Raw genomic sequence first — 26,461 nt, forward strand, 5'->3', positions numbered from 1 at the left:
AACAAAAGCAGGCACCTACCAGTACAATAAACTGTAGCCTGCCGCGCACATACACCATCAAATATGAACAAAATATTGATTTAGTGTTTACAAAAATGTATACATTAGTCCCTGTAATTAACCATTGGGCCAAACAACCCGGAACATGGTTACCTTTTGAGCCCTGACCAGGGCTCATACACTGCGATGTGGTTCTGCCAGCCGTACTAAACGGATAACAAGGCTGACAGCTAGCAACCATTTAACTTGAGCAACCCTCAGGGACTTACTGTAATGAAACATAGCCAAAGCAAATCGGTATTCGATTACTACGGCAAGCCGTCTTTCGGTAAAGCACTGCCGCTCTCCTTCCAGCATATTCTGGCAATGATTATGGGCGCAGTGACGCCGCCGCTTATTGTTGCCGGTGTGGCTGGGGCCAATGGCCAAGAAACCATGATGCTGGTTCAGCTTGCTCTTCTGTTCTCGGGCATCTCTACCCTGCTTCAGCTGTATCCTGTTGGCCGCTTTGGTGCCGGCGTGCCTACCATCTTTGGTGTGGGCTTTGCCTATGTGCCCAGCCTGATTGCCGTGGGCTCTGTTTATGGTATTCCCGGTATTTTGGGAGCTCAGATTGCCGGCGGTATCGCCATGATCGTGGTGGGCCTGTTCATCAAGCAAATCCGCCACCTGTTCCCGCCCGTTGTTGCCGGTACCGTGGTACTGGTGATTGGTCTGTCGCTGTACGACATTGCCATCAAATATATGGCCGGAAGCGGTAATACCAGCGCCGAAGGCTTTGGCAGCGGCATGAACTGGCTGGTGGGTCTGACCACCCTGGCCGTGGTGCTGCTGTGCTCTCAGTTTGGTAAGGGCTATCTGCGCCTGGCCGCCATTATTGTGGGTATTCTTGTGGGTTATGTGATGGCCTTTACCTTTGGTATGGTGGACTTTACCAGTCTGCATGAAGCGCCCTGGATCATTGTTCCCACCCCCTTCTCCATGGGCATTGAGTTCCACGCGTCTGCGGTTATTTCCATGGTGGTCATCTGTATTGTGAACTCGGTACAGACCATCGGCGACTTGTCTGCCACCACCGTGGGCGGCATGAACCGCGAGCTGAAAGATAAAGAACTGTCCGGCGGCCTGCTGGGTAACGGACTTTGTACACTGATTGGATCCATTTTTGGTGCTCTGCCCACTGCTTCATTCAGCCAGAACGTCGGTATTGTAGCCATGACCAAGGTGATCAGCCGTTATGTACTGGGCATTGCTGCCGTGTTCCTGATCATTGCCGGCCTTCTGCCCAAGTTTGGTGCCGTTATGACCACCATCCCCTATCCGGTGCTGGGTGGTGCCACCATTATTGTGTTCGGCATGATCACCATGACCGGTATTCAGCTACTGGTGAAAGACGAACTGTCTTCCCGCAACATTACTATTGTTGCACTGTCCGTGGCCTTGGCTATGGGTATTAACGCCGTGCCAGAAGCCATTGCCCAGCTGGGTGACACTGCCCGCATGCTGATCGGCTCTCCGGTGATTGTGGCTGCCTCGGTTGCCTTTACCCTGAACATGCTGCTGCCCAGAAAGTCGCTGCAGGATGAAGCCCGTGAACGCGAAGAAATTGAACGTCAGATGAACCAGGGCTCGGACACGGCCAAATCTGACAGCGACAATGCCCAGTTGCGTGAAGCCAACGCCAACAATTGAAAGGGTAAGCCTTCGGGTAAGGATGATAATCCACAGTGAAAAAAGCCGGTCATGGACCGGCTTTTTTATTGACGGCAACAAAATACGACAGCTTCATTCGGACCCCATCGTGTAAAGCCAGGCCAAACCTTGAAGCGCCTGAGTTCAATATAATTATCCTTGCTTTTCCCTTACCATGGCCTTGCCAAAAATATCAATAATGACAAAAGCATAAGGATAAAATGAACATATATCATGATCCGGCTCTGCAGCAACTGAAGGCAGAACTCACCGGGCTGGAGGAGCCGCAGCAGGAAGAGGTGGATGATAAACCTGCTCTCATGGTACCAATTTTACCGGGCCGGGGATCTCCTGACTCCCATGGGTTCTCTGTATAAATGGAATTTTATTCTGGAGATTAAACCTGACGTTGAGCCGATAAGCCCCTCGCTTGAAGACAACCGCTTTCCTTGTCTGGCCCGGTTCAGCCATAACGAACTGAGCATACCGGTGATCCTGCTGAAGGAAGAGCAAGACACCATGGTCTGCATGCTGCTCGAAGGCCAAGAGGTGTCTTACGAATACGCAGCGTTGTTTGGTGAGCCCCTTGATGAGCAGGCTCCCCCGGCCACACTCCATCTCTTTTCAGACAGCGTCTATCGACTTCCCGCCAGCGGCATCCATTATCCCGAGAGCCTTTATACCGGTGTCTGGATACACGCCGGCACCATGCTGGAGCACGCCGGGAAAATGGTCTGGGAGTCCTGGGAAGAGCAGGAACGAGCCAGAAATCAGATTATAACCCCCTCACAGATCCAGGCTCCGGTAAACAAAGGGGCCATTGCCGGCTGTCTGGTGATAACCATTGGCCTGGTGGCACTGGTCATTACCTTTTTTGCCTTTATGGTCAGCCTGTTTCTCTGATAACCAAAAGCCCGGCACTGGCCGGGCTTTGTCGGTTACTTGCGTCGCCAGAGGGTCATTTCGGCAACCGTATGCTGGTGCTTGCGCCGGGTTTCCCGAATAACAAAGGGAATATCCTGCTGCCCCACCAGTTCAAAACGTTCATTCAGCGTGGCTTTCAGGCCATCCAGGGTGCTGTAGTTCTCTCCGTTGACCTTGACCCCGCCAAGCCATTTTTCCTTGGACGTGTATTCTTCCAGCCAGGTGTAGGGTGAGGTGAGCACCAGAAAACCGCCCTGATTCAGACGCTGATGAATGCTTGCCAGAAAGCCGGCCGGATCATACAAGCGATCTATCAGGTTGCCGCAGAAGATAAGATCGTAACCGCTGAAGCGCGGCTTGAGATTATGGGCATCGCCCTGCACAAACTCGATGCGCTCTGCCACTTCGGCATAGCCCATGTCAGCCAGGCAGGCCTCCTTGAACTCCACCAGCTCCCCTTCAGTAGGAATGGCAAAACGGGTGTGGCCGCTTTCCTTGAGCTGAAAGCCGTGCTGAATAAAGCGGGCGGAGAAGTCGATGCCGTCTACCTGCTTAAAGTGCCGGGCCAGCTCAAAACTGGCCCGCCCTACCGAGCAGCCCAGATCCAGCGCTTTACCCCGGTTCAGCTCGGGCAGCTTTTCCAGCAGCGTATTGACACAGGCCACCGGATAATTGGGCACACCGAAATAACTGTCGCCATAGTGAAATTCAAGATACTGAGCGACCAGCTCATCGGTTTCATAGGTATTTACTGGCTCCACTGGAACCTCCGGGTTGTCGGACTCAAGATAGCGAAAGCCCGCATGCTGAAAAAAATGCCGGCGAAAGGCATAGCGGGAATAACGGGTGGCTTCATTGCCGGTAGAGATCCAGGAGCCGCCCTTGAACAGGTTGTGCCGGTTATCAAAGGTGGGGGTAGAGAAGTCATCATAGTGCGGATGCACCTCAAAACCCGGAAAGCCGTCTATGGGCGTTTCGGTCCACTGCCAGACGTTGCCGGTAATGTCGTAAATGCCGTCATGCTCAAAGCGGTTTACCGGACAGGAAGAAGCAAAGTGCTCCAGGTTGATATTGCCCGGGGCCTGCTGCCAGTGGGGTTGATCGGTGTCGATGCGGTTACGCAGCACAGTCCACTCCGACTCTGTAGGCAACCGTATATGAGTGCCGGTTTGTGCCGCTTTCCAGTTACAGAACGCCTTGGCCTCCAGGTAGTTGACCTCCACCGGCCAGCTCAGTGGCAAAGGCACTTCTTCCAGCAAATTGCGCTGATAATATTCACCATTTTTTAACAGCCAGAACCGCGGCATGGTGGCTCGCGTATAATTCAGCCACTGGCGGCCCTCTTCGGTCCAGAATTCAGGCCGGTGGTAACCGTTATCCTGCACGAAGGCCAGGTACTCACCGTTGGAAACCAGATATTGCGATACCCGAAAAGGCTGCACCTCTACGGTTTTACTGCCGTATTCGTTGTCCCAGCCGTAAGTGGCAGCATCCGCCGGTTTGCCCAGGGTAATGGTATCCCCTTCGACTGGCAGCAGGCTGTTTTTCGGAGCAGGGCCATGCTCGCTGCAGGCAGCCCAAAGCGGATGAGACTGCAGCTGCGATAACGGCAGCATGCGCATAATCACCGATGAGGTTTCCAGGTGAATACGCTCGTGCTCTATGCCCATCAGCACAATCCAGGCCGGGCTGTCAGGTGTAATGGGCAGAGTCAGCGACATATCGCTGATAAAGGTGTCCACCGTTTTCCGCACCTGCTGACGATAGTCCCGCGTATGATTCAGGTCTGGCCAGTCATAATGAACGTCGTTTAAATCATCCCAGGACATTTCATCTACGCCGATGGCAAACAGGGACTCCAGCCGCTCATCCAGCCGTTCGGGCAAAAATTTACCCAGCACCAGCTTGTTGATAAAGAAAACCGCAGTATGGCCGAAATAGAAGATAAGCGGATGACGCAGGGGCTCGGGCCGTGCATAGTAAGCATCAGCCGTGGTGATGCAGTCGAATAATGCCTCGTAAAGGTCATAGGTCTGATGAAAATAACGGCGTATTTCTTCCCGCTTTAACTCCGGTTCCGTGCCGGTCAGCAAAGGCGTTTTCGTCACGATATCTGACAATGCATGCATGAACCTGTCCCTGAACACATTTATTGTTCACGTTACCTTGAGGTACGCCAAATAAGAAACCTGACGCTGCAGTACGAGACCCGGCTGCGGCTCATTTATTTCACTTTTCAGGAATCATTTTCTGAAGCCCGCCCCTGTGCTATAACCCACTCTCTTTGTTACTCATTTACAGGAAGTTCCATGTCTCACGCCGATACCCAGTTCGACAACGTTACCGTCATCAAGCAGGCCAATGTTTATCACGATGGCAAGGTTACCAGCCGGATTGTCAAATTCGCCGACGGCAGCCACAAAACCCTGGGCATTATGCTGCCGGGTGAATACACCTTTGGCACCGACGCCGCCGAGCTGATGGAGATCACCGCGGGTGATCTGGAAGTACAACTGCCCGGCAGCAATGAATGGCAACGCATTCAAGGCGGCCAGTCTTTTGAGGTTCCGGCCAACGCCAGTTTCAATCTCAAAGTTCACACGCTGGTGGACTACTGCTGTTCTTATTTCAGCTAACCATCGTGCACAGGGCGGTGCCTGCCGCCCTTTCAGAATAAACATCTATAAAGTAAGATTTTATATCTATAAAAATATAATCCCTTCCTGTGAAAACGCAAAAAATACGGATTCCCCCCCCTTTTTGCCTTGCGACCATCGTCAGCCTTGGTTAGAGTTTTCCGCTTTGTATCTCAAGGTCCGGATGACCTTAGCTAAAGGAACCCCCTTCTATGGACAGCCCGCATATCAGTTCACTCATCCCCATCTTTCTGACCCTGTTGCTTTCACTTACCACCCGTAATGTCGTTATTGGCCTGTTTGCCGGTGTGCTCAGCGGCGTGGTCATGCTGAACGACTGGCTTCATCCTCTGGACAGTTTTGGCATTTTGGTCAAAGACCACCTGGTGGGCCAGCTGACCGACAGCTACAACGCCGGCGTACTGGTACTGCTGGTATTTATCGGTGGATTTGTGGCACTGATGGAACAATCTGGCGGCGGGCAGGCCTTTGCCCGCCGGGTTACTCACTGGGTCAGCAGCAAGTGCCGTGCTCAAATATCGGCGTGGCTGGGTGGCATTGTGATCTTCTTCTCCGATCTGGGCACGCCACTGATTGTTGGTCCCGTGTTCCGGCCACTGTTTGACAAGCTCAAACTGTCCCGCCAGAAACTGGCTTTTATTATCGACTCCACCGCCTCACCGGTCGCAATACTGGTGCCCTTTATTGGCTGGGGCGTCTATATCATGGGCCTGTTGCAAAAAGAATTTACCGCCCTTGAGCTGGATCTGAACGACTGGCAAGCCTTTATTGCGGCCATTCCGTTCCAGTTTTATGCCGTTCTGGCGGTCACCATGGTGCCGCTTATCGCCTTCAAAAAGCTGGATTTCGGCCCCATGGCTGACGCCGAACGCGCCGCCGAAAGAGGCGAAATTGCCGCAGGCCCTCAGCTCGACATCACTCCCTTTACTCACGACAATGCCCGTGCCAGCTTTGTATGGGCACCGCTGCTGGTAATGGGGTCGGTACTGGCCGCCATGCTGGGGCCACTGGGCTTTCCCTTTGAAAAAGTACCGGGATCTGTATTTCGCGCCGCTCTTTCCACCGCTTACTTTATGGCGGCAGTCACCCTTATCAGCCTGATGGCAGTCTACGGCGTACGCCGGGTCAGCGATGGTATTGCTGTCTACCTCAAAGGCATGGGGAATATGATGCAGGTTGCGATTGTGCTGATCCTGGCCTGGACCCTGAGTAGTGTGGGCAAGGAGCTTGGAGCCGCCGCCTACATTGCCGAACAGGCCCAGGCCGGCTTTCCTGCCTGGCTGGTACCAGCAGTGGCATTTTTACTGTCGGGCATCATTTCATTTGCAACCGGTTCATCCTGGGGGACCTTTGCCATTATGCTGCCGCTGGTAATTCCCACAGCCATTGCGATTGATGCGCCGCTCTACGCCTGCATCGGTGCCGTGCTGTCGGGAGGCTTGTTTGGTGACCACTGCTCACCGATTTCGGAAACCACCATCTTGTCATCCACCGGGTCAGGCTGTGATCAATTCGAGCACTTCCGTACCCAGCTGCCCTACGCTCTGCTCAATGGCAGCATTGCATTGGGCGGCTTCGTGCTGGCTGGTTTTATCGCCAGCCCGATGATCCTGGCCGCGGCCGTAGTGGCCCAGCTGGTACTGGTCAGCCTGCTGGCCTGGCAGCAACGCGTGCGCCTGCAGCAACAGACAGCCTGATAGGTTAACCGGGCCGGCTGCAGCCGGCCTCACACTCCGGAGGCGCAACACACAGGCGGTTGCGCCCCTGCTCCTTGGCCGCATAAAGTGCCTTGTCGGCCTTTCCTACAAACCACTCAATTCTGTCCTGCTGAGCCGGAATGCCGGCCACTACCCCCAGACTGAGAGTGACTCTTTCATGATCAGAACGGGTATGTGCAATGTTCAGTTCACGGACAGCGTTCAGCAGGCGCCCGGCCACATGGCGGGTTTGCCCCAGGTCCTGCTCCGGCAGCAAAATGATAAACTCCTCTCCCCCGTACCGTGCCACCATGTCCCCTTCCCGGTGCAGTTGACTGGCCAGCGCCTGAGCAACAAGATGAAGACATTCGTCTCCCTGCTGATGGCCATATTCATCATTAAAGCGCTTAAAGTAATCGATATCTCCCATTATCAGCCCCAGAGATCGCTGTTCGCGCAGCGCCCGGCGCCACTCCGATTCCAGATGCCGATCAAAACATCGCCGGTTTGGCACCTGAGTCAGCTCATCCACCTCACTTAACCGCTGCAGAGAATGATTCATACTCTGCAGTTCCTTATTCGCCAGCGCCAGTTGCTGCTCCGCTCTGCTTCTGGCATTGACAAAAAACTCGAAGGTCTTACCCATTCTGCTGATTTCATCATCGCCACTCACCGGAATAGGCACAGATACTCCCTTGCTGTGCTCCTGCATGGACCGGCTAAGCTCATTAATCCGTTGAATAACAGAACGGCGAATATAGAACAGTGCACCCAGCGTGATTAGCAGCAACAACACCGATGCCGCCAGCAGGCCGGTGATGGAGTGCTGTATTAATGACTGCTGCTGCTGCAGCGCCTGTTCGGCAGATATTTTGATCCGTTTATGATACTCGAATGTCGCACTGGTCAGCTTCTGCGCCAGTACCCGGGTCTGACGAGCCGTGGCCAGCGTGGCCCGGGTATGTTGCAGCAACGGCAGACGGCGCTTAAAAATCACCGGCAGCTGTTGCTCCATACGGGCTCGCAATGCCGTGGCAGATGCCAGCGTCAGCGGTAATTGCGCCAGCTCGTCCAGGCGTGCCCTGCAATACGCTTCAAGACGATCCAGATGACCGGGTCGCTCGGCACTGAAGGCTGCCGCCGCATAGCCCAATGCCGCCAGTGCCGGCCCGATAAACCGCTGCTCCGGCCCTGACAAATCATGTGCCCCGGCCTCAAGCTCGGTGACCAGCCGCAACAGCAGGAACAGCTCATCCATTTGTTTCAGCTGTTCGGCTTCCAGCTCCTGCTCAGCGCGAAGCCGGTCACTCAATCGGTCCAGACTGCTGAAAAAAGGCGTTTGCCAGCGATCCAGCGCCATGGCGTCCTGTTCACTGAGGGCACCGCCTTGCCATTCCAGCCGTTCACGGGTGGCCTGATAGAGACTGGCAAGGTTCGCCACCCGGCTGTTACCGGCACTGACCGAGCGATCATTGCCCACCAGCAGTTCATAGACTTCACCGGCAATGGTTTCTGCATCCCGGGTAAGTTCACCGGCAATCATCGCCCGTTCAAAATGGCTGACCATGGTCCTGCTGAGGGTTATATACTGGCTGTAAATAATGTATACGAATACCGATGCCAGAAGCAGATACAAGCCAAAGACCAGCATAATCACCAGAGAAAGCTTTCGTCCCAGACTACCTCTCATCGCTCCCCCTGATCTTCCACATCGCTGCCACCTTGTTAACGAAACAAGGGTGCATACAACAGCCCCCCACGGGACCATGGCTGATTCAGCCCGGCCGGTATGTTAACCGGCGTACCCGGGCCAAAGTGCCGCTGATAGATTTCACTGTAATTTCCCACACTTTTAATCGCCTGCAACGCCCAGTCGGCGGGCAGCCCCAGATGCTTCCCCAAGGCACCATCAGTACCCAGCAGGTTCCGAATTTCCCTGTCGGGACTGGTTCTGGCTTCAGCATCAACGCTTTTCTGCGTAATGTTTTTCTCATCCGCCAGGATCAGGGCATGCACCACAGCACGAATTACCCGCTGCCAGCGGGCATCGTCGTTTCGCACCATGGGGCCAATGGGCTCACGGGAGAACAGTTCGGGCAAAATAAGATAGTTATCAGGATTGTCAGCCCGGTGTGCCCGGTTAATGGCAAGATTAATACGATCGGCAGTGTAAACTTCACAATTCCCCCTGAAAAACGCATCGCCATTGGACGGCTGAACCCGGGCATTAATTTGATACTTGTTAAGCAAAAACAGTAGGTTACTGTGAGTTGTGGTGTTTTCGGTAACACAGATGGCTTTGCCATTCAGGTCGGCAAGCCCGGTAATGTCTGAATCCTTGCGTACCATCAGCGCCTGCCCATCAAACAGATAAACAGCCGGGAAGGCCACCTGATATGCATCCTCCCGTTCAAGGGTCCAGGTCGCGCTGTACATAACTACATCACTGCGTTTTTGTTGCAGTGTGGTAAAGCGGCTGGTGGCATCGACTTCCACAAATTGTACTCGCTCGGGATTACCGAACAGGGCCGCTGCGACGGCACGGCAGAAGTCTACATAGAAGCCGCGCCAGACGCCGTTTTCATCAATGGCACTGCGCCCGGGATCGTCAGGAAACACCCCGCAGCGAATATCGCCATGGCGCATCACTTCCTCCAGTGTACCGGCCTGTACAGAGCCAACCCACGTACCTATCAACACCAGTAAAGCACTAACCATTGTTCTTATTATCATTTTTCATCCTGATATCGTCGTCCATTAACTCGCACCTGCATATTTTATGATGACAGAAAAACGCAGGATTGCCGTTATTTATGATCTGAGACCGCAGGGCCCCCGGCCACACCATGACTGTCAAAAAAAACAATAGCCACCATACTGAACATGGTCTGTTGCGAAGGAGCAGCCACACCATGTTACGATTTTTATTAGGTCTGTTGATCCTGTTGTCAGGATGGGTCATATCAGTACCGCTCAATGCACAATGGCAAACCGTCACCCTGGTTGAAGGACTTAAACACCCTTGGGGACTGGCTGAGCTGCCCGATGGCAGCCTGCTGATCACCGAGCGCAGAGGCCGCTTGCTGCACCTGTCGCCAGAGGGCAGGCAAAGGTATGTCAGTGGCCTTCCGGAGATTGCCAGCGGAGGTCAGGGCGGACTGCTGGACATTGTGCTGCACCCTGCCTTCAGCGAAAACAGGCTGATCTATTTCAGCTTCAGTCAACCAGGTCCGGGGGGAGCCGGTACGGCTGTAGCCAGGGGCAAATTTCATCAGCACCGGTTAAGCGAGTTGCGCATCATGTTTGAGCAGGTCCCCAAAACCCATGGCCGGGCTCACTTTGGCTCACGTCTTAGCTTTTATAACGAGCACTATCTTTTTATTACCACGGGCGATCGCTATCACAGTCGCGGGCAGGCACAAGCACTCGACAACCACCTCGGCAAGGTGATCCGCCTGCACGATGATGGCCGCGTGCCAGCCGATAACCCTTTTGTTGATACGCCCGGAGCACAACCGGAAATCTGGAGTCTGGGCCACCGCAATGTGCAGGGAGCCGCGATTAACCCCGAGACCGGCCAACTCTGGATCCACGAGCACGGCCCCCAGGGAGGGGATGAAGTCAATCGCATTCAGAAAGCGGGCAATTATGGCTGGCCGGTGGTGACCTTCGGTAAAGAATATGGCGGGGGCAGCATCGGCGAAGGGACCCGCAAGGACGGCATGATGGATCCGCTCTGGGTATGGGTTCCTTCTATCGCTCCTTCGGGCATGCTGTTTTATTCCGGAGACGCTTTTCCTCAGTGGAAGGGTAACCTGTTTATCGGCGCACTGGCCGGACGAAAACTGCTCAGACTGGAGCTGAACAAAAACCAGATCACTGGCGAACATCATTTACTGACAGAACTGAATGCACGTATTCGGGCTCTGCTGCAGGCGGCAGACGGCGGTATTTATATTTTGACCGACGAAAACAATGGCCGCCTGCTTAAGCTGCTGCCGGACAGGTGAAGGGCTGACCTTGAACGTAAAATGGGGTAACCTGTAACAACTGTTTTTTATTTCGGTTACCTTTGTAAACAATAAGGAAGACAATATGAGCGACAAGATCTGGAATGTCTATCTGTCCGGTGAAATCCATACTGACTGGCGCGAACAAATTATAACAGGCTGTGAAACCAAAGGTCTGAAAGTACGCTTCAGCTCCGCCGTAACCGATCACGATGCCAGCGACATGGTCGGTGTCAACATTCTGGGCTCTGAAGAAGATAACTTCTGGCGTGACCGCAAGTCCTCCGGAATTAACAGTATTCGTACTTCAACTCACATCAGGGAAGCAGATCTGGTCGTGGTTCGCTTTGGCCCCAAATACAAACAATGGAACGCCGCCTTTGATGCCGGCTTTGCCGTGGCTTCCGGTGTTCCCATTATCACCTTGCACGATGCGGAAAATGATCACCCGCTGAAAGAAGTCGACGAAGCCGCCAAGGCAACCTGTCGTCATCCCGCACAGGTGGTGGACATTCTGGCTTACCTGATGTCCTGATTTTTGCGTAGATCGTATCCAAACGGAGCCTTAATGGCTCCGTTTTTATTTCCATGTGCCGGGTTTTGTCGGTGTGTATACCGTATCTGCCTTTTTCCTTTCTCTTCTGCCTTACACTTAACAATGAATCTATTGAGAAAAAGAAGGCATCTAAAATGATCCGGTTTGCCGTGCTACTGTTTACATTGGCCAGCCCGCTGATGGTCCCAGCCCTGGTCCACAGCGAGCCTGCGCAGCAGGCTCGTACCGGTAATGGTTCCGTCTGGATAGATGTGAGAAGTGCGGAAGAATATCAGCAGGATCACCTGCCAGGTGCCGTGCTGATCCCCCACACTCGCATTGCCCGGGGAGTCAGCGAACACTATCCGAACCGGAACACCCCCATTAACCTTTATGGTGCCGGCGGCCCCCGCTCACGTATGGCCATGGAAGCCCTGCAGGCCCTGGGCTATAACCGGGTGGAGGATTTTGGCAGTCTGAACACCATTCGTGGTATTGAGCCAGCCCCGGCTGCCGTGTTGCAGACAGTCAGCCACCATATTACCGGCGAGTAAGCCTTAACCCGCTTCAAACTCCCGCAGGCCGGCTTTCAGCACACGGTCTCCGTCCACGTCGGCCACCGTCCATACCATGCCATAACGTTCAAAGTGATCCCCCACCACCGGGTGACCACTGCTGTAAGTCAGCATAAATTCACCCAGGGTCATGTTCATTTCGGCGGCAGAGACGTCCACGCCATACATCAGCGCCACATCTCCCATGCGGGCATCGGCATCCAGAATAAAGTCACCAAAGAAGGCACGGGCTTTTTCCCGGGCCACATCCAGATCGCCACCAAACATATTGTTCAGGGTTTTCAGATGGGTACTACGCCCAATCACACAAAGTACGTCATTCATCGCCAGTCGGGTGCTACCCGAGGCAGGCAGCAGATGCTCTCCACGAAAAACCGCTGCGACCCGGCAATGAGGCGGAAAAGTCAGCTGGCGCACCACGATACCGTCGAGTGACTGACTTTCCACCTGATAGAGAAACATTTCAAAGTCATCTTCCTTAAAAATACCCAGCATGGAGCGACGTTTGGGAGCCGGCTCGGGCGGTACTTCCACTTCCAGCCAGCGGGCCATGGGCGGCAGACTGGAGCCCTGTACCAGCAACGAAATCAGCACCACAAAGAAAGCTACATTAAATAGCATGCCGCCTTCCTCAATGCCGGCCATTAGCGGGAATATGGCCAGAACAATCGGAACGGCACCGCGCAGCCCCACCCAAGAGATAAATCCCAGCTCCCGGGCATTGAAACGAAAAAATGGCAGCAACGATGCCAATACTGCTACCGGTCTCGCAATAAAAATCATGGCCAGGGCAATCAGGCTGGCAGGCAAGGCCATAGCCCACATGTCGGTGGGTGAAATCAGCAACCCCAGCACCAGGAACAGGCCAATCTGGCTGAGCCAGGCCAGACCATCAAATACCGGCAAAATAGACTCCAGGTTACGCAACCGGGAATTGCCCAGTACCAGCCCTGCCAGATAAACCGCCAGAAAACCACTGCCTTGCAAAAGAGCAGTCACCGCAAACAGGGTTAAGCCAAACCCGGTCACCAGCAGCGGATATAACCCCGATGCCAGGCTGATCCGGCGAATAAGTTGCACCAGCAACTGCCCCCCCAGTAGCCCTGCCAGAGCCCCTATCCCCAGCTGGCTCAGTAAAAACAACAGCGCCTCACCAGGGCCGCTCATTTCACCGGTAATCAGCGCAATCAGCGTCAGGGTAAGGAAAATGGCCATGGGATCGTTGGTGCCTGATTCAATTTCCAGCGAGGCACCCACCCGCTGGTTAAGCTGCATTCCCCTGCCTCCCAGCAGAGAAAATACCGCAGCCGCATCGGTAGACCCTACAATGGCTCCCAGCAACAGCCCCTGCAGCCAGCCCAGGTCAAGAATATATACCGCCAGCACACCGGTAATACCGCTGGTGATCAGGACCCCCAGAGTTGCCAGGCTAAGCGCCGGCTTCAGACCAACCCTGAACGTCTCCATCCGCGTTCGCATGCCGCCATCCAGCAAAATAATGGCCAGCGCCAGGTTGCCCACCGAATAAGCCAGAGAATAACTTTCGAACCTGATCCCACCGGGGCCACTCTCACCGGCCAGCATGCCGATTACCAGAAAAATAAGCAGAATGGGGATACCGGAGCGTGCCGACACCAGAGTAGCCAGTACACTCAGACACAGCAGAACGCCGGCCAGAAGAAACAGATGTTCGATATTATCCAATACAGTGATTCCAGTATTTTTTATATAGTTATGTTATATCACAGCCGAGGCTGGCAAGGATCCGTGTTTTTCTGCACCGGCGCCGACTGTCGGCGCAATGCTGCTCCCAGGGTATAAAAATAACGGCTGAAGGCAGCGTTGCAACGGGCACGCTGCGCTCCCTCCGGATACAGTCCCAGCTCAGCCTCCCGAGAGGCTTTGGTGCCTTTAACCAGAAAGCTGTTTTTTAGCGTTGCGTCTTGCACAAACGCTTCAAAAGCCCGGGCACACAGCTCCTCGGGCTGGCTGTAATAAAGTATGCCGTGGTGCTTGTCCATCTCGGCAGAGGCCCGAAACAACGGGCTTGGCCGGCAGCCCTCTTCGTCCAGCAGCACGGCAGTGAAACAATTAAACAGCAAATCATTGAGCGGATGAGACACCATACTGGCGCCATTCAGCCAGGCATGTGATGCAAATGCATTGCTGCCGAGGCCATCAAAGGCATGACTACAAATATAATGGTCAAAAGCATGAAACCATTCATGCGCAATACTGCCTGGACCGGCGTTTTTTGCCAGAGCAAAGCTTCGGGTAGCCGGCCGGTAATGGGCACTGATCCCCGGACGCCCCCCGATACCATATTGCAATGAAAGGGAGCCACGCAGAGAGATCAGCAGCTCCGGCCCCTGCAAAATCAGCATGAGGTCACACAGGGCATGATAAAAGTGACTGGCAGCAGCGTCGCGTTCAGGCCGGGTAACCCAGCGACCGATTTCAATACGACGAAAATCAAAACGCCGGCGGATCAATACAAAATCCACCGGCTCTCCCTGAGTGTGATCAGGGCCATTACGGTAAAAAGGGTGTTGCTGCAAGTAACCGGCCTTTTCTCGCGCTACGGACGATAAGACCAGCATACTGCAAATATCTGCGCTTCAACACAGCGGAGACAAAAACCCGTTTCAGGGCCCTCGGCGTCCGGTAAACAAGCTGAGAATAAACAATACAATGCCCACGACAAATACCAGCTTGGCAGCCCCGGCGGCAGTACCGGCCACACCGGTAAATCCAAGCAGAGCAGCAAGAATGGCAATAATCAGAAAAGTAATTCCCCAGCTGAACATAACGTTTCTCCCATGGTGTCTGTCAATGATTGTGGCCACCCGTCAAACGGGTGGCCACTGCCTCAGTTCACCACTTTGAGATCGTTTTTCACCGTGCTGACACCCTCCACCTGACCGGCAAGCAGTGCCGCCTGCTCAGCCTGTTCGGCACTTTCTACCTCACCGCTCAGGTGCACCACACCGTTATCGGTTTCCACACCGACCTCCGTGCCCGCTACCACGCCATCGGCCAATAGCACAGCCTTGACCTTGCCGGTGATCAGCGCATCACCCGCCAGGCCAGCCAGAGAACCCTTTTCTGCAACACCACCTGCTTTAACATGAAGCTGATCATCCACGGATGTCACTCCCTTAATGTTACCGGCCACTTCCACTGCACGTTCGGCCTGCTCCTGCGACGGCACAAAGCCACTGAGGGTCACCTTGCCTTCTTTGGTTTCAGCTGAAATATCCACACTGGATACGCCTTCATCATTCAGCAGTGCCGACTTGACCTTGCCGGTAATCACACTGTCATTCATATAACTGCCGGCTTTAGCGGCGGCCTGCTCGGCTTTCTGCTGTGTCTGCTCTGCCGTGTCTTCCATTTTCGCAGCCAGCGACGATTCTGCCAGGGCGCTCCCTGCCACCATGGCGGAACTCATCACTACAGCCAGTACGGAACGAGAAAAAATAGACTTTTTCATGCTTATCCTCCGGTAGTAAACGTGATTGCCCCATGGGGCTTGTCATTGATGCAAATGATCATGACCACCTGCACCAAGTGCCTATCACTATTAAATCCCGGCGCCATCATTTCAAGGAAGAGCAGGACGGCTGCGAAACAGACTGACGGGATATGATGACGACAATCTCTTTAATACTGTCTAAAACACCAAAAAATAAAATAAAAAGCCTTTATTATCAGCCGGTTAAGAAGGAGCATAATATCTCGACTGCAAACATAGTCACCCACCTGCCTGATGACAGGTCACTGAGCTGTCAGACTGTAATAAAAACGTCACATAAAAGCGGCATAGTGCGCGCATTATGATGATGAGGATATATCATGAGCACCGAAACCACTGCCCTGCCCACTTCCCCCCAGCAAGTACAGGGAACTTCCCGCTGGCTATCCTGGTTACTGGTCGCAACACTGGTTTACCTGCTGCTGGCGGCCGTAGGTGCCATTGGTGCCGGCTTTAAATCAGCCGCTGGTGACAATGCCAAAGCACTGTTTGAATTTGCCTCCAATCCACTTATTTCCCTGATTATCGGTGTGGTTGCCACCGCACTGATCCAGAGCTCCAGTACCGTCACCTCCATTATTGTGGGCATGGTAGCCGGTGGCCTGCCGGTAGCCATTGCCATTCCCATGGTCATGGGAGCCAATATAGGCACGTCCCTTACCAGCACCCTGGTGAGCCTGGGACATGTGCGCAATGGTGACGAGTTCCGCCGTGCCTTTTCTGCCGCCACCGTCCATGACAGCTTCAATTTGCTGGCCGTCGCGATCGTATTGCCCCTGGAACTGCTGTTTCAGCCGCTGGCCCGCACTTCCGAGTGGCTGGCCGGTCTGCTGGTCAGTGATGCCAGCATGAGCATGGGCAACATAAACTTCATGAAAGCCCTGCTGGCTCCCGCTACCGGCTTAATGAAGGAAAGCGTTGCCTGGCTACCGGGAGTCTGGTCAGGCGTGGCGCTGATCCTGCTCGGTATTGGCATTATTCTGATGGTTGTGACTCAAATAGGTAACGTGTTGCGCACCCTGATGGAAGGTAAAGCCATGGGTATTCTGCGCACCGCTGTGGGTCGAGGCCCGGTCTCAGGTATGGCGTCTGGCACCCTGGTTACCGTACTGGTGCAGTCCTCTTCAACCACCACATCCCTGATTGTACCGTTGGCCGGCTCTGGCATGTTCAGCCTGAAACAGGTGTACCCCTTTATTTTGGGCAGCAATATCGGTACTACCATTACCGCTTTGCTGGCAGCCACTGCCATTACCGGTGATGCAGCCATGGTCGCATTGCAGATTGCCTTGGTACATTTGCTGTTTAATGTCCTGGCCATTGCCCTGATTTATGTACTGCCCGTGCTGCGTGCCCTGCCCATGCACATGGCCGAACTGCTAGCCACCCAGGCGCAGCGTAATAAGGCTTATGTGGCAGCCTATATTGGCGGCGTATTCTTCGTCCTGCCCCTGGGTCTGGTCGGTCTCAGCCAATGGCTGTAAGCCTTTAAATTCGCCCAGGCCTCTGACTCCTCTCCGGGGTTGTGGCGTTATCAAAAGCAGGCGGCTAGAATGGCGCCTGCTTTTTTATTGCCGGACAATACGCTATGGACTCCTCCGCCCTGCCTGAGTTTCAGGCTCATCTGCACACTGCCGTTGAAAACCTGCCAGCCGAAGTCCGCCGCCTGTTTCATGGCCGCGGCCGGTGCTGGCCGGGGGTGGAGCAATTAACCGCCGACTGGCTCGATGGGCAGTTACTGATCAGTCTGTTCCGTGAACCAGAGCCTGCTTTTCTCAACGAATTACAGAGCCTGTTAAATCAGCTGGTCACGACTCAGACCTGGCAGCAGAGCGGGGCCACTTCCCTGCTGCTGCAACACCGTGGCCGTGATGGTTCCCCTCTGGAAGTGCTTTGGGGAGAACTGACGCCCAACCCGGTCGTACGCGAGCACGGGCTCAAATATCAGTTAACATTGGGCCGCAATCAGAATAATGGCCTGTTTCAGGATATGCGCCTGGGCCGGCAATGGGTAAAAGAGCAAGCCAGAGGCAAGCGGGTGCTGAACCTGTTTGCTTATACCTGCGGCTTTTCCGTAGCCGCCCTCGCCGGTGGTGCCGGGCATGTGGTGAATCTGGACATGGCCAAATCATCTCTGGCCCGGGGACGGGATAACCACCGGTTAAACCAGCATGATCTGAGCAAGGTCAGCTTTCTTGGCCACGAGCTGTTCAAATCCTGGGGCAAAGTACGCAAGCTGGGGCCTTATGAGCTGATCATTATCGATCCGCCCTCATTCCAGAAAGGCAGTTTTGTCCTGACCAGAGATTACGGCAAAATTCTGCGCCGTCTGCCGGAACTGCTGACCAGCCAGGGGATCGTGCTGGCCTGCGTAAACGATCCGGATGTCGACAGCCAGTTTCTGATCGATGGCATGCAGGAGCAGGCTCCCGAACTGCGCTTTACAGAGCGCCTGAACAACCCGCCCGAATTTGCCGATATTCACTCCGAGTCCGGCCTCAAGGCACTGGTGTTCGCCCGGGGTTAAGGACAGCTGCTCCTTCACGAGCATATTTCTGTGCCAGTACGGCGCATACCATCAGCTGAATCTGATGAAAAAGCATCAGCGGCAGCAGTGCCGGCCCCAGCATGGCACCGCTGAACAGTACCTTGGCCATGGGCACCCCCGTGGCCATGCTCTTTTTTGAGCCCGCAAACACAATGGTGATGCAATCTTCCCGGCTAAAGCCCAGGCTCCGGCCAAGCCAGGCGGTCAGCCACAGCACCAGCGCCAGCAGCATGCAGCATACGGCGGTTAACACCATCAGTTTTGACACCGATACCGACTGCCACAGACCATCCACCACGGACGCACTCAGTGCCGTATAGACCACCAGCAGAATCGAGCCCTGATCAATCCGGCCCAGCCAGCCCCGGTTACGATCCACAAAACCACCGATGACAGGGCGCAGCAGATGACCGGCCATAAAAGGCAGCAGCAGCTGAGCACTGATGGACAGAATGGAATCGAGCGGAGATACCACCTCACCGGCCTGCATATTGAGCAAGGCGGCTACCAGCAGCGGGGTCAGTACAATACCGATAATGCTGGAAGCAGAAGCACTGCAAACAGCTGCAGGCACATTCCCTCCCGCCAGAGAAGTAAAGGCAATGGCGGACTGCACCGTGCCCGGCAGCACACACAAAAACAGCATGCCGATATAAAGCGGCTCACCCAGCAGCGGAAGCAGCATCGGTTTTAACAATACGCCAATTAACGGAAACATGACGAAGGTGCAGCCAAACACCAGCAGGTGCAAGCGCCAGTGCATAGCACCGGCCACAATGGCCTGCCGGGACAATTTGGCTCCGTGCATAAAAAACAGCAGGGCGATGGCCGCCGTGGTGAGCACATCAAAAAACACCGCACCCTGCCCCTGTGCCGGTAGCAAGGTAGCCACGGCCACCACGCCCAGCAGGATAAGAGTAAAGTTATCAAACAACAGACGTAAGGCTCTGAGCATTTCAACATCCCGGTTGTGGCAAATACGATGCACAGTATAATCCGGGAATAAATGTAATTTTATCGGTAAAAAGAGATTAAATATCGCGAAAAGGACATCCAGCAACAACTGCTTGATCAGCTTGCTCAACTGGAGCAGTTACCCAGGCCCGTGCTGGGGCAGCGGTGGTCTCTGCCCAATCAGGCCATTCACACCCAGCACGCCCACCCCTGGGTACAACTGTCTTATGCTGCCGAAGGCGTACTGATGGTAGACACCCCGCACGCGCGCTTTGTGGCCCCGCCCAACCGGGCTGTGTGGATCCCGCCGGGTCTGACCCACGGAGTGCAGTGTGCCACCGGCACCCAAATCCGCAGCCTGTATATTGCGCCTGCCGCCATCCCTCCCCGTCCTTGCGAAGTGGTACACATCAGCCCCTTACTCAGAGAGCTTATCCTGGCGTTCAGCCATTTCGAGGAGGAATACAATGAAGCCGGTGCTGAAGGCCGGCTGGTGTCCGTGCTGCTGGACAGGCTGGCCATGGCTCCGGCCTGTGCGCTGATGCTGCCCTGGCCGGCAGATAAAAAGCTGGCCGGCATTTGCCACTACCTGGCCGAGCATCCGGACTGCCGCCGGCCCATGCAGCATTTCAGTCGTCAGCTTGGCGTCAGTGACAAGACCCTTGGTCGCTATTTTGTGCGTGATACCGGCATGAATTTTCGTCAGTGGCGTCAGCGTGCCCGTCTGCTGGCCGCCCTGCCTCTGCTGGAGAAAAGACAACGTATTACCGACGTGGCTCTGGAATGCGGCTACGACAGTCTGTCTGCCTTTATTGCCGCCTTTAGCCAGCTGCTGGGCTGCACACCCGGCGATTTTATGTCCAGAAAAGAGCACAGAGCCGATAATAAATAAAAGATGACAAGATATGACCTAATATTTTATTCCATAACCTTCTCGCTATTTGGTACAATTCACGCTCTGCAGGAGAGAGAAGTCAGTCAGGCTTCCGCCGAAGGCGCAAACTCCCATAAACGCTCAGGCAAAAGAACTGCAGTTCATCAACAAGCCCACTGGAGAGCGGTTGCCAACAGCAACCCACCGAAGGAGCAAGCGGCACTCACCGCATAAACTCTCAGGTTCAGAGGACAGGGGGAGGGGCAATTATTCTATGCAGGACCCCTGATGCTTATTTCTGTCTATCTGATTGCCATCACTGCCGAAGCCATGTCCGGCGCACTGGCCGCGGGACGCCGCAATATGGATCTGTTCGGTGTCAGCCTGGTTGCCTTTCTGACCGCACTGGGCGGCGGTACGGTACGCGATATCATGCTCGGCAATTTTCCTATTACCTGGACCCAGCACCCCGGCTATATTTACCTCACCATTGGTGCCGGCCTGGCAACGATTCCCATTGCCCGCATCATGCACCGGCTGCACCGGCTGTTCCTGCTGCTTGATGCCGCCGGCCTTATTGCCTTTACCATTATCGGCTGTAATGTCGCGCAGGATCTGGGCTATTCACTGCCGATTGTGGTGATGGCCGGCATTACCACAGGTATTTTCGGGGGTATACTGCGTGATGTGCTATGTAACCGCACGCCCCAAGTGTTGCGCCATGAGCTTTACGCCAGCGTATCCCTGCTGGTCGCCCTGCTCTATCTGCTGCTGTGCTATCTTGGCATAGAGGAAAACATCAATATACTCATCTCGTTTGGCGTGGGTCTGGCCATCAGATTAAGTGCCATTCGGTGGGGATGGTCACTGCCGGTATTTTCCTATTCACCAGAGCGCTGGCATGGATGAGCCCGCTACCCTCCTCAGATGAACTTGCGTTGGCTCGACAGACACGACGGTCGGTGATGTCCGGTAACCTCCCGGGGTGATCACCGACCTTTTACAGCAACATTTTCTCGGCTGAAAATGCCATTGTGATTATTACTTCAGTTTCACGGAATCCTGCATATGAGCCAGTGGACCCGCACCGCCCTTAAAATTCTTTCCAGCGATCAACTGCGCACCTCGGATACCCACCTGTACCGGCTGGATATCCCTGCCCTGCAAGGCATTGATATTTATCTGAAGGATGAAAGTACCCATCCCACCGGCAGCCTTAAACACCGGCTGGCCCGCTCGCTGTTTCTGCATGCCATCTGCAGTGGCAAAGTTCGTGAGGGAACCCATGTGGTGGAAGCATCGTCCGGCAGCACGGCGGTATCGGAAGCCTATTTTGCCAAGCTGCTTGGTCTGCCTTTTACCGCCGTCATGCCTGCGTCCACCACCCGCAGTAAAATCACCCAGGTCGAGCGGTTAGGTGGCCGCTGTCATTTTGTGGATCACGCCGCTCAGGTGTATGCTGCTGCCGAACAGCTGGCACGGGAAACCGGGGGCCACTATATGGATCAGTTCACCTATGCCGAACGGGCTACCGACTGGCGCGGCAATAACAATATTGCCGAAAGCATTTTCCGCCAGCTGACCGAAGAGCCTCATCCAGAGCCTGAAGCCATTGTGATGAGTGCCGGTACCGGCGGTACCTCCGCGACCCTTGGTCGCTATATCCGCTACGCTGGCCTGAATACGCAACTGGTAGTGGTGGATCCGGAAAACTCGGTGTTTTATGACAGTTACCAGCAACGGGACAGCACACTGACCAGCCAGGCCAGCGGCCGGATTGAAGGCATTGGCCGTCCACAAGTCGAGGCATCCTTTCTGCCAGAAGTCATTGATCGCATGATAAAAGTACCCGATGCCGCCAGCATTGCCACCATTCACTGGCTGGAGCAGATACTGGGGCGCAAGGCCGGTGGCTCTACCGGTACCAATTTGTGGGGGGTGCTGCAACTGGCACAGGAAATGCAAAAAGCCGGCAAAACCGGCTCCCTGGTCACCCTGATGTGCGATGGCGGCGAGCGCTATCTGGACACCTACTACAACGCCGGCTGGGTGGCCGAACATATCGGCGATATCACGCCCTGGAGCGAGCAGCTGGCGCGGTTGGGCTAGCCAATCACAGATCGTCAAAGAGAGCACCATGCGAAGCATCAGTGCGGTTGCACTCCGCCGACACGCTTCAAGCCCATCCGTGGAGCTGACCGCTTAACGTTCCCTCGAAGAGGGCTTCCGCTCCGCCCTCAGTACCAGCATACAGGGAGTGAGCAGCAGTGTGAGCAAGGTGGCAAAGGCCAGTCCGCCGGCAATGGCGCTGGACAGCTGAGTCCACCACTGCGTAGAGGGAGCACCGATGCCCAGTGCCGGAGCCGGCAAATCCACATTCACCCCCAACACCATGGGCATCAGCCCCAGTATGGTGGTAATGGCCGTCAGCAACACCGGCCGCAAGCGCAGACAGCCGGTTTCCAGCGCGGCTTGTGCCGGGCTCATGCCATCGGCCCGCAACTGGTTAAAGGTATCGATCAGCACAATGTTGTTGTTCACGACAATACCTGCCAGCGCAATAATGCCCATGCCCACCATCACCACCCCAAAAGACTGGCCATTCAGCAACAGCCCCATCAGTACACCGGCGGTAGAAAACACGATGGCCGAGAGCACCAGTGCGGTCTGATACAGGCTGTTGAACTGGGTGACCAGAATCAGCGTCATCAGTAAAATGGCCACCACAAAGGCGGTGCTCAGGAATGCCGCAGCTTCCCGCTGATCTGCATTTTCCCCGGCCAGCGTTAACACCACCCCCTCGGGCAACTCCACGCCGCTTTGCTGCAGGGCACCAAGCCGTTCGTCCAGCCGGAAACCCTCGGCAATATCGGCCCTGACGGTAACGGTGCGCCGGCCATTAACCCGGTGCAAGGTGCCCACCTTGGGGGCCGGAGTCAGGGCCACAAACTCGCTCAGAGGTACCTGACCACGGGGGGTATGAAGCGTGAGACGGGAAAGCTGATCTACCGAGCGCCAGTGGCGAGGCAGACGCACACGAATATCCACCTCATCGCTGGCATCTTCCGGCCGGTAGCTGGCCAGGCGCAGACCATTGGTCACCAGTTGTACCGCATTGCCCACACTGAGCACATCCGCCCCCATCCGCGCGGCGGCCTCTCTGTTCACCTCCAGCCGCCATTCAATGCCCGGCAGGCTGCGATCATCCTCAATATCCGTAAAACCGCCGAGCTGACTCATGGCGCTGCGCAACTGCTCTGTCGCCAGCCCCAATTGTTGATCGTCGTTGCCTGACAAGCGGATTTCCACTGGCTTGCCGCCTCCAGGCCCCATCTGCTGCTCACGAAACTCCAGCACAACACCGGGAATGTCAGCGGTACGCGCCAGCATGGTTTCCCGGATGGCTCTGGCAGGGCGGCGTAGATACCAGTCAATAAACTGAAACTGCAACACGCCAATCACATCACTGCCCATCTGGCCATCCGCCATGGCAAAACTTCGGGCATAAAGCGCCTTCACCTCGGTCAGCCCGGTCAGCCGGCTTTCCACTTCCCGCAGCAACGCATCCTTTTCATAGACAGACAAATCCCCTCTGGCCCGTACCTGCAACTGGGCACTGTCTGGCTCGATATCTGGGAAAAACTCCACTCCGTGGTTAAAGCGGCTATAACCGGCATAAATAAGGGCAATCAGCCCCAATGTGCCCAGCAGCGTCAGCCCCGGTCGGCGCAACAACCAGGCCAGCAGTCTGCGGTAGTACGCCAGACCGGGTACCACGACCGGAGTTCTGGGCTGACGGCCCTCCCGGCCCAGCCCTCCCATGGTGGGCAGAAACACCAGCGCCATGGCCAGCGATGCCAGTAGGCAGATAATGACAGTGGCAGGCAGATATTGCATAAACTGCCCGACCACACCTGGCCAGAACAGCAACGGCATAAACACCGCCAGCGTGGTAATGGTAGAAGCGATCACTGGCCAGCTCATACGGTGTGCCGCATTGATCCAGGCTTCTTTGGTCGACTGACCTTCATGCAGATAGCGATCCGCCAGCTCGCTCACGACAATGGCCCCGTCCACCAGCATGCCCGCCACCAGGATCAGCGCAAACAGCACGATAATGTTCATGGTAAAGCCAATACCCCAGATGATCAGGATACCGGCAAAAAAGGCCCCGGGAATGGTCAGCCCTACCATCACCGCCGAGCGTACGCCCATGGTGGCAAGAATAAGAATGAGCACCAGCACCACGGCGGTCAGCACATTGTTAAGCAGATCCGACAGCATGGTCTCAATCTGGGTGGATTGATCCATGATATAGTCAATTTCCACGCCGGCGGGCAGCAAGGGCTGTGCCTGAGCCAGCAGTGTCTTGACCTGCTCAATGGTCTGAATAATATTGGCACCGGCGCGCTTGCTTACCTCCAGCACCAGACCCGGCTGACCATTAATACGGGCAAAGCCCGCCGGATCCTTGAAGGTACGACGGATAGTGGCCACATCGCCAAAGGTCACCACTCTGTCGCCACTGACCCGGAGTGGCAGGCCCAGCACATCATCCAGATCCTCGATAACGCCGGGCACCTTAATGGCCATGCGGCCGGCTCCCGTGTCCAGACTGCCTGCAGCCACCAGCCGGTTGTTGCGGGAGACCAGATTAAACAGTTGCGTATAGTCAATGCCGTAACTGTCGAGCACCTGTGGATCGACCAGGATTTCGAGCAAGTCTTCCCGATCGCCGCCAATGTCCACTTCCAGCACTTCGGCAATGCCTTCAATTTCGTCTTTCAGCCTGCGGGCAATCATCACCAGCTCGCTTTCCGCAAGCGGACCCGACAGCGCCACCGACAGCACCGGAAACAACGCCACGTTGATCTCATGCACTATCGGCTCATCCGCTTCCTGAGGCAACTCGCTCCGCGCCGAGTCTACTTTTTCACGCACTTCCTGCAGTGCCAGTTTCGGATCAAAACCAGCATCGAATTCCAGCATCACGGAGGCATGACCTTCACTGGCGGTGGAGGTCATTTTTTTCACCCCTTCCAGGGTGCGCAGCTCCTGCTCCATGGGCCGGACCAGCAGCCGCTCTCCGTCTTCCGGGCTGATGCCCTCCAGTGCCATGGACACATACATCATGGGAATGGTGACATCCGGATTGGCTTCTTTCGGGATCACCAGATACGCGCCCACTCCCCCTGCCAGCAATAAAATAAAGGCGAACAGCGTAGCGCGACTGCGATAAACGGCAGCCCGGATCAGGGTCCTCATTGCGCCGTCTCCTGCACCATCACCGCGTCACCGATACCGGCAAAGCCAGCCCCCCGGGTGACCACTCTGAGCTGATCAGGCAGGCCGGTCACCCAGGCTTCATCCGGGGTAATGGCCAGTACGGTCAGCGGAAGCAATTGCAGCCGGTTTTGCGTATCCACCACATACACACCGGTGCGCCCCTGCTCATCCAGCGCCAGCAGCGACGGAGACAGACGATGGGCCGGCCGCACCGGCAGACTGATGTTCAGCTCGGCACTGGCCCCTGCCAGACGCCACGCCTGCGGATTGGAAAAGCGGGCCTCCACCGCAAAACTGCGGGTATCCGCATCGGCGGCAACCGCCACAAAGGTCAGCGTTCCTGCCAGCTCACGACCATCCAGCGAGCTGGCAGTGACCGGCAGTCCCGGCCTCAGGCCGGCTACTTGCTGCTGAGGCACATAGGCCGTCAGTTTCAGTTCGTCAGCATTAACCAGGGTCAGCAAGGCATCGCCGGCAACCACATAGTCTCCTGCTTCGACATGACGGACATCAACGATACCGACAAAAGGTGCAATGGGCCGGCTGTCATCCAGTGCCAGCCTGGCCTGGGTCAGGGCCGCGGCCGCCTGGGCATCGGCGGAGCGGCGCATCAGCAGCTCGGTGGCGGCAATCAGGCCTTTTTGCTGCAGACGTTCGGCGGCTTGCAGCTCGGCTGCCCGCAAGGCCCGCTCCGCCTCAGCACGGACCAGACTGGCCCGGCGATCATCAATGCTGAGAGTCAGCAGCTTATCGCCTTCCGCAACCGCTTGCCCCAATACTGCCAGTTGCTCCACCACCCCCTCGGTACGGGCCCGCACCACAACATGATGCAGGGCCTGCAGCTGCCCCTGCACCTTCAGCAGAGGCTGATAAGGCCCGGCGTGCATATTTTGCACCTGCACCGTCACTGCCGGACTTGGCACGGAGGTGCCAGCCGCCGCTTCAGGTGCCTGCTCGGCAGCCTGATAAAGCGTGCCCCGCCACAGCCAGAACAGCACCACTGCCAGCACCGCCCCTCCCCAAACCAGCTTTTTATTACTGGTTACCCGCTTACGCCAAGCCGTTGATGCCATGTTATTTCCGTTCATCCCGCGTTATCTCTCAGCATATCAAGTTGATCATGGCTCAGACAGCCTTGATACAGTTCAAAAAATCAGCACAGTTATTGACTGGG

22 protein-coding genes and 1 riboswitch are annotated in these 26,461 nt (G+C 55.5%); of the genes, 12 read left to right on the forward strand and 10 right to left on the reverse strand.

Annotation, left to right across the window (positions count from 1 at the left end):
* Positions 1 to 273 precede the first annotated feature (273 nt).
* Positions 274 to 1,692 carry a uracil-xanthine permease family protein gene (locus B6S09_RS06285; protein WP_094277650.1) on the forward strand — a complete coding sequence of 473 codons (1,419 nt, stop codon included), beginning with the start codon at positions 274 to 276 and terminating at the stop codon, positions 1,690 to 1,692.
* A gap of 303 nt (positions 1,693 to 1,995) precedes the next feature.
* Positions 1,996 to 2,595 (forward strand): hypothetical protein, encoded by a 600-nt coding sequence (locus B6S09_RS06290; RefSeq protein WP_094277651.1) that lies wholly within the window; start codon positions 1,996 to 1,998, stop codon positions 2,593 to 2,595.
* 35 nt (positions 2,596 to 2,630) lie between these two features.
* On the opposite strand, the gene ovoA is transcribed toward B6S09_RS06290, so the two are convergent.
* Positions 2,631 to 4,745 carry a 5-histidylcysteine sulfoxide synthase gene (gene ovoA / locus B6S09_RS06295; protein WP_094277652.1) on the reverse strand — a complete coding sequence of 705 codons (2,115 nt, stop codon included), beginning with the start codon at positions 4,743 to 4,745 and terminating at the stop codon, positions 2,631 to 2,633.
* Positions 4,746 to 4,925: 180 nt separating this feature from the next.
* On the opposite strand from ovoA, the gene ppnP reads away from it, so the two are divergent.
* Positions 4,926 to 5,252 (forward strand): pyrimidine/purine nucleoside phosphorylase, encoded by a 327-nt coding sequence (ppnP, locus tag B6S09_RS06300; protein ID WP_094277653.1) that lies wholly within the window; start codon positions 4,926 to 4,928, stop codon positions 5,250 to 5,252.
* Between the two features lie 212 nt (positions 5,253 to 5,464).
* Positions 5,465 to 6,970 carry a Na+/H+ antiporter NhaC family protein gene (locus B6S09_RS06305; RefSeq protein WP_094277654.1) on the forward strand — a complete coding sequence of 502 codons (1,506 nt, stop codon included), beginning with the start codon at positions 5,465 to 5,467 and terminating at the stop codon, positions 6,968 to 6,970.
* A 4-nt stretch (positions 6,971 to 6,974) separates the two neighbouring features.
* Here the strand turns inward: B6S09_RS06305 and B6S09_RS06310 are convergent, their stop codons facing one another.
* Both B6S09_RS06310 and B6S09_RS06315 read right to left on the reverse strand, forming a co-directional pair.
* Positions 6,975 to 8,660, reverse strand: a complete 1,686-nt coding sequence (locus tag B6S09_RS06310) for a GGDEF domain-containing protein (protein WP_094277655.1) — start codon at positions 8,658 to 8,660, stop codon at positions 6,975 to 6,977.
* A 35-nt stretch (positions 8,661 to 8,695) separates the two neighbouring features.
* The gene (locus B6S09_RS06315) at positions 8,696 to 9,703 is read right to left on the reverse strand and encodes an amino acid ABC transporter substrate-binding protein (protein ID WP_166670251.1); all 1,008 of its coding nucleotides are present in this window, start codon (positions 9,701 to 9,703) and stop codon (positions 8,696 to 8,698) included.
* 179 nt (positions 9,704 to 9,882) lie between these two features.
* Here B6S09_RS06315 and B6S09_RS06320 point away from each other — a divergent pair, with 179 nt between their 5' ends.
* The 3 genes from B6S09_RS06320 (at position 9,883) to B6S09_RS06330 (ending at position 12,069) form a co-directional block, all read left to right on the forward strand.
* Positions 9,883 to 10,980 (forward strand): PQQ-dependent sugar dehydrogenase, encoded by a 1,098-nt coding sequence (locus B6S09_RS06320; protein WP_094277656.1) that lies wholly within the window; start codon positions 9,883 to 9,885, stop codon positions 10,978 to 10,980.
* Between the two features lie 85 nt (positions 10,981 to 11,065).
* On the forward strand, positions 11,066 to 11,515 hold the full coding sequence (locus B6S09_RS06325; protein ID WP_094277657.1) for a YtoQ family protein: 450 nt from the start codon (positions 11,066 to 11,068) through the stop codon (positions 11,513 to 11,515).
* A 155-nt stretch (positions 11,516 to 11,670) separates the two neighbouring features.
* Positions 11,671 to 12,069 (forward strand): rhodanese-like domain-containing protein, encoded by a 399-nt coding sequence (locus B6S09_RS06330; protein WP_094277658.1) that lies wholly within the window; start codon positions 11,671 to 11,673, stop codon positions 12,067 to 12,069.
* A gap of 3 nt (positions 12,070 to 12,072) precedes the next feature.
* Here B6S09_RS06330 and B6S09_RS06335 read toward each other — a convergent pair whose 3' ends face one another.
* From B6S09_RS06335 to osmY, 4 genes are all read right to left on the reverse strand, one after another.
* The gene (locus tag B6S09_RS06335) at positions 12,073 to 13,794 is read right to left on the reverse strand and encodes a potassium/proton antiporter (protein ID WP_094277659.1); all 1,722 of its coding nucleotides are present in this window, start codon (positions 13,792 to 13,794) and stop codon (positions 12,073 to 12,075) included.
* A 38-nt stretch (positions 13,795 to 13,832) separates the two neighbouring features.
* Positions 13,833 to 14,648, reverse strand: coding sequence for a CLCA_X family protein (locus B6S09_RS06340; protein WP_243832754.1), 816 nt, complete (start codon positions 14,646 to 14,648; stop codon positions 13,833 to 13,835).
* 87 nt (positions 14,649 to 14,735) lie between these two features.
* Entirely contained in the window at positions 14,736 to 14,897 is a 162-nt protein-coding gene (locus B6S09_RS06345; protein ID WP_094277661.1) for a DUF1328 family protein, read from the reverse strand.
* Positions 14,898 to 14,959: 62 nt separating this feature from the next.
* Positions 14,960 to 15,583, reverse strand: coding sequence for a molecular chaperone OsmY (osmY, locus tag B6S09_RS06350; RefSeq protein WP_094277662.1), 624 nt, complete (start codon positions 15,581 to 15,583; stop codon positions 14,960 to 14,962).
* Positions 15,584 to 15,945: 362 nt separating this feature from the next.
* Here osmY and B6S09_RS06355 point away from each other — a divergent pair, with 362 nt between their 5' ends.
* Positions 15,946 to 17,109 carry a Na/Pi symporter gene (locus B6S09_RS06355; RefSeq protein ID WP_094277663.1) on the forward strand — a complete coding sequence of 388 codons (1,164 nt, stop codon included), beginning with the start codon at positions 15,946 to 15,948 and terminating at the stop codon, positions 17,107 to 17,109.
* 104 nt (positions 17,110 to 17,213) lie between these two features.
* On the forward strand, positions 17,214 to 18,152 hold the full coding sequence (locus B6S09_RS06360) for a class I SAM-dependent methyltransferase (protein ID WP_094277664.1): 939 nt from the start codon (positions 17,214 to 17,216) through the stop codon (positions 18,150 to 18,152).
* Here B6S09_RS06360 and B6S09_RS06365 read toward each other — a convergent pair.
* Positions 18,124 to 19,110, reverse strand: a complete 987-nt coding sequence (locus B6S09_RS06365) for a bile acid:sodium symporter family protein (RefSeq protein WP_208321666.1) — start codon at positions 19,108 to 19,110, stop codon at positions 18,124 to 18,126. The two genes, B6S09_RS06360 and B6S09_RS06365, sit on opposite strands and share 29 nt — an antisense overlap.
* Positions 19,111 to 19,278: 168 nt before the next feature.
* Between B6S09_RS06365 and B6S09_RS06370 the strand changes: the two genes are divergently transcribed.
* The 3 genes from B6S09_RS06370 (at position 19,279) to B6S09_RS06380 (ending at position 22,110) form a co-directional block, all read left to right on the forward strand.
* Positions 19,279 to 20,019, forward strand: coding sequence for an AraC family transcriptional regulator (locus B6S09_RS06370; protein ID WP_243832753.1), 741 nt, complete (start codon positions 19,279 to 19,281; stop codon positions 20,017 to 20,019).
* A gap of 59 nt (positions 20,020 to 20,078) precedes the next feature.
* Positions 20,079 to 20,168: riboswitch (glycine riboswitch) on the forward strand.
* 121 nt (positions 20,169 to 20,289) lie between these two features.
* Entirely contained in the window at positions 20,290 to 20,910 is a 621-nt protein-coding gene (locus B6S09_RS06375; RefSeq protein ID WP_094277667.1) for a trimeric intracellular cation channel family protein, read from the forward strand.
* Between the two features lie 159 nt (positions 20,911 to 21,069).
* Positions 21,070 to 22,110: a PLP-dependent cysteine synthase family protein gene (locus B6S09_RS06380; protein WP_094277668.1), complete on the forward strand. Its 1,041-nt coding sequence runs from the start codon at positions 21,070 to 21,072 to the stop codon at positions 22,108 to 22,110.
* A gap of 93 nt (positions 22,111 to 22,203) precedes the next feature.
* Here B6S09_RS06380 and B6S09_RS06385 read toward each other — a convergent pair whose 3' ends face one another.
* Both B6S09_RS06385 and B6S09_RS06390 read right to left on the reverse strand, forming a co-directional pair.
* Positions 22,204 to 25,266 carry an efflux RND transporter permease subunit gene (locus B6S09_RS06385; RefSeq protein WP_094277669.1) on the reverse strand — a complete coding sequence of 1,021 codons (3,063 nt, stop codon included), beginning with the start codon at positions 25,264 to 25,266 and terminating at the stop codon, positions 22,204 to 22,206.
* Positions 25,263 to 26,360 carry an efflux RND transporter periplasmic adaptor subunit gene (locus B6S09_RS06390; RefSeq protein ID WP_094277670.1) on the reverse strand — a complete coding sequence of 366 codons (1,098 nt, stop codon included), beginning with the start codon at positions 26,358 to 26,360 and terminating at the stop codon, positions 25,263 to 25,265. Before B6S09_RS06390 ends, B6S09_RS06385 begins: the two co-directional genes overlap by 4 nt.
* Positions 26,361 to 26,461 lie beyond the last annotated feature (101 nt).

This window comes from Oceanimonas baumannii (assembly GCF_002245495.1).
Lineage (GTDB): Bacteria > Pseudomonadota > Gammaproteobacteria > Enterobacterales > Aeromonadaceae > Oceanimonas > Oceanimonas baumannii.

What these genes read in the sequence shown, in the direction of transcription:
- B6S09_RS06285 (WP_094277650.1), top strand. Translation starts at nt 274, where the DNA reads ATGAAACATAGCCAAAGCAAATCGGTATTCGATTACTACGGCAAGCCG.
- B6S09_RS06290 (WP_094277651.1), top strand. Translation starts at nt 1,996, where the DNA reads ATGATAAACCTGCTCTCATGGTACCAATTTTACCGGGCCGGGGATCTC.
- ovoA (WP_094277652.1), bottom strand. Translation starts at nt 4,745, where the DNA reads ATGCATGCATTGTCAGATATCGTGACGAAAACGCCTTTGCTGACCGGC.
- ppnP (WP_094277653.1), top strand. Translation starts at nt 4,926, where the DNA reads ATGTCTCACGCCGATACCCAGTTCGACAACGTTACCGTCATCAAGCAG.
- B6S09_RS06305 (WP_094277654.1), top strand. Translation starts at nt 5,465, where the DNA reads ATGGACAGCCCGCATATCAGTTCACTCATCCCCATCTTTCTGACCCTG.
- B6S09_RS06310 (WP_094277655.1), bottom strand. Translation starts at nt 8,660, where the DNA reads ATGAGAGGTAGTCTGGGACGAAAGCTTTCTCTGGTGATTATGCTGGTC.
- B6S09_RS06315 (WP_166670251.1), bottom strand. Translation starts at nt 9,703, where the DNA reads ATGATAATAAGAACAATGGTTAGTGCTTTACTGGTGTTGATAGGTACG.
- B6S09_RS06320 (WP_094277656.1), top strand. Translation starts at nt 9,883, where the DNA reads ATGTTACGATTTTTATTAGGTCTGTTGATCCTGTTGTCAGGATGGGTC.
- B6S09_RS06325 (WP_094277657.1), top strand. Translation starts at nt 11,066, where the DNA reads ATGAGCGACAAGATCTGGAATGTCTATCTGTCCGGTGAAATCCATACT.
- B6S09_RS06330 (WP_094277658.1), top strand. Translation starts at nt 11,671, where the DNA reads ATGATCCGGTTTGCCGTGCTACTGTTTACATTGGCCAGCCCGCTGATG.
- B6S09_RS06345 (WP_094277661.1), bottom strand. Translation starts at nt 14,897, where the DNA reads ATGTTCAGCTGGGGAATTACTTTTCTGATTATTGCCATTCTTGCTGCT.
- osmY (WP_094277662.1), bottom strand. Translation starts at nt 15,583, where the DNA reads ATGAAAAAGTCTATTTTTTCTCGTTCCGTACTGGCTGTAGTGATGAGT.
- B6S09_RS06355 (WP_094277663.1), top strand. Translation starts at nt 15,946, where the DNA reads ATGAGCACCGAAACCACTGCCCTGCCCACTTCCCCCCAGCAAGTACAG.
- B6S09_RS06360 (WP_094277664.1), top strand. Translation starts at nt 17,214, where the DNA reads ATGGACTCCTCCGCCCTGCCTGAGTTTCAGGCTCATCTGCACACTGCC.
- B6S09_RS06375 (WP_094277667.1), top strand. Translation starts at nt 20,290, where the DNA reads ATGCTTATTTCTGTCTATCTGATTGCCATCACTGCCGAAGCCATGTCC.
- B6S09_RS06380 (WP_094277668.1), top strand. Translation starts at nt 21,070, where the DNA reads ATGAGCCAGTGGACCCGCACCGCCCTTAAAATTCTTTCCAGCGATCAA.
- B6S09_RS06385 (WP_094277669.1), bottom strand. Translation starts at nt 25,266, where the DNA reads ATGAGGACCCTGATCCGGGCTGCCGTTTATCGCAGTCGCGCTACGCTG.
- B6S09_RS06390 (WP_094277670.1), bottom strand. Translation starts at nt 26,360, where the DNA reads ATGGCATCAACGGCTTGGCGTAAGCGGGTAACCAGTAATAAAAAGCTG.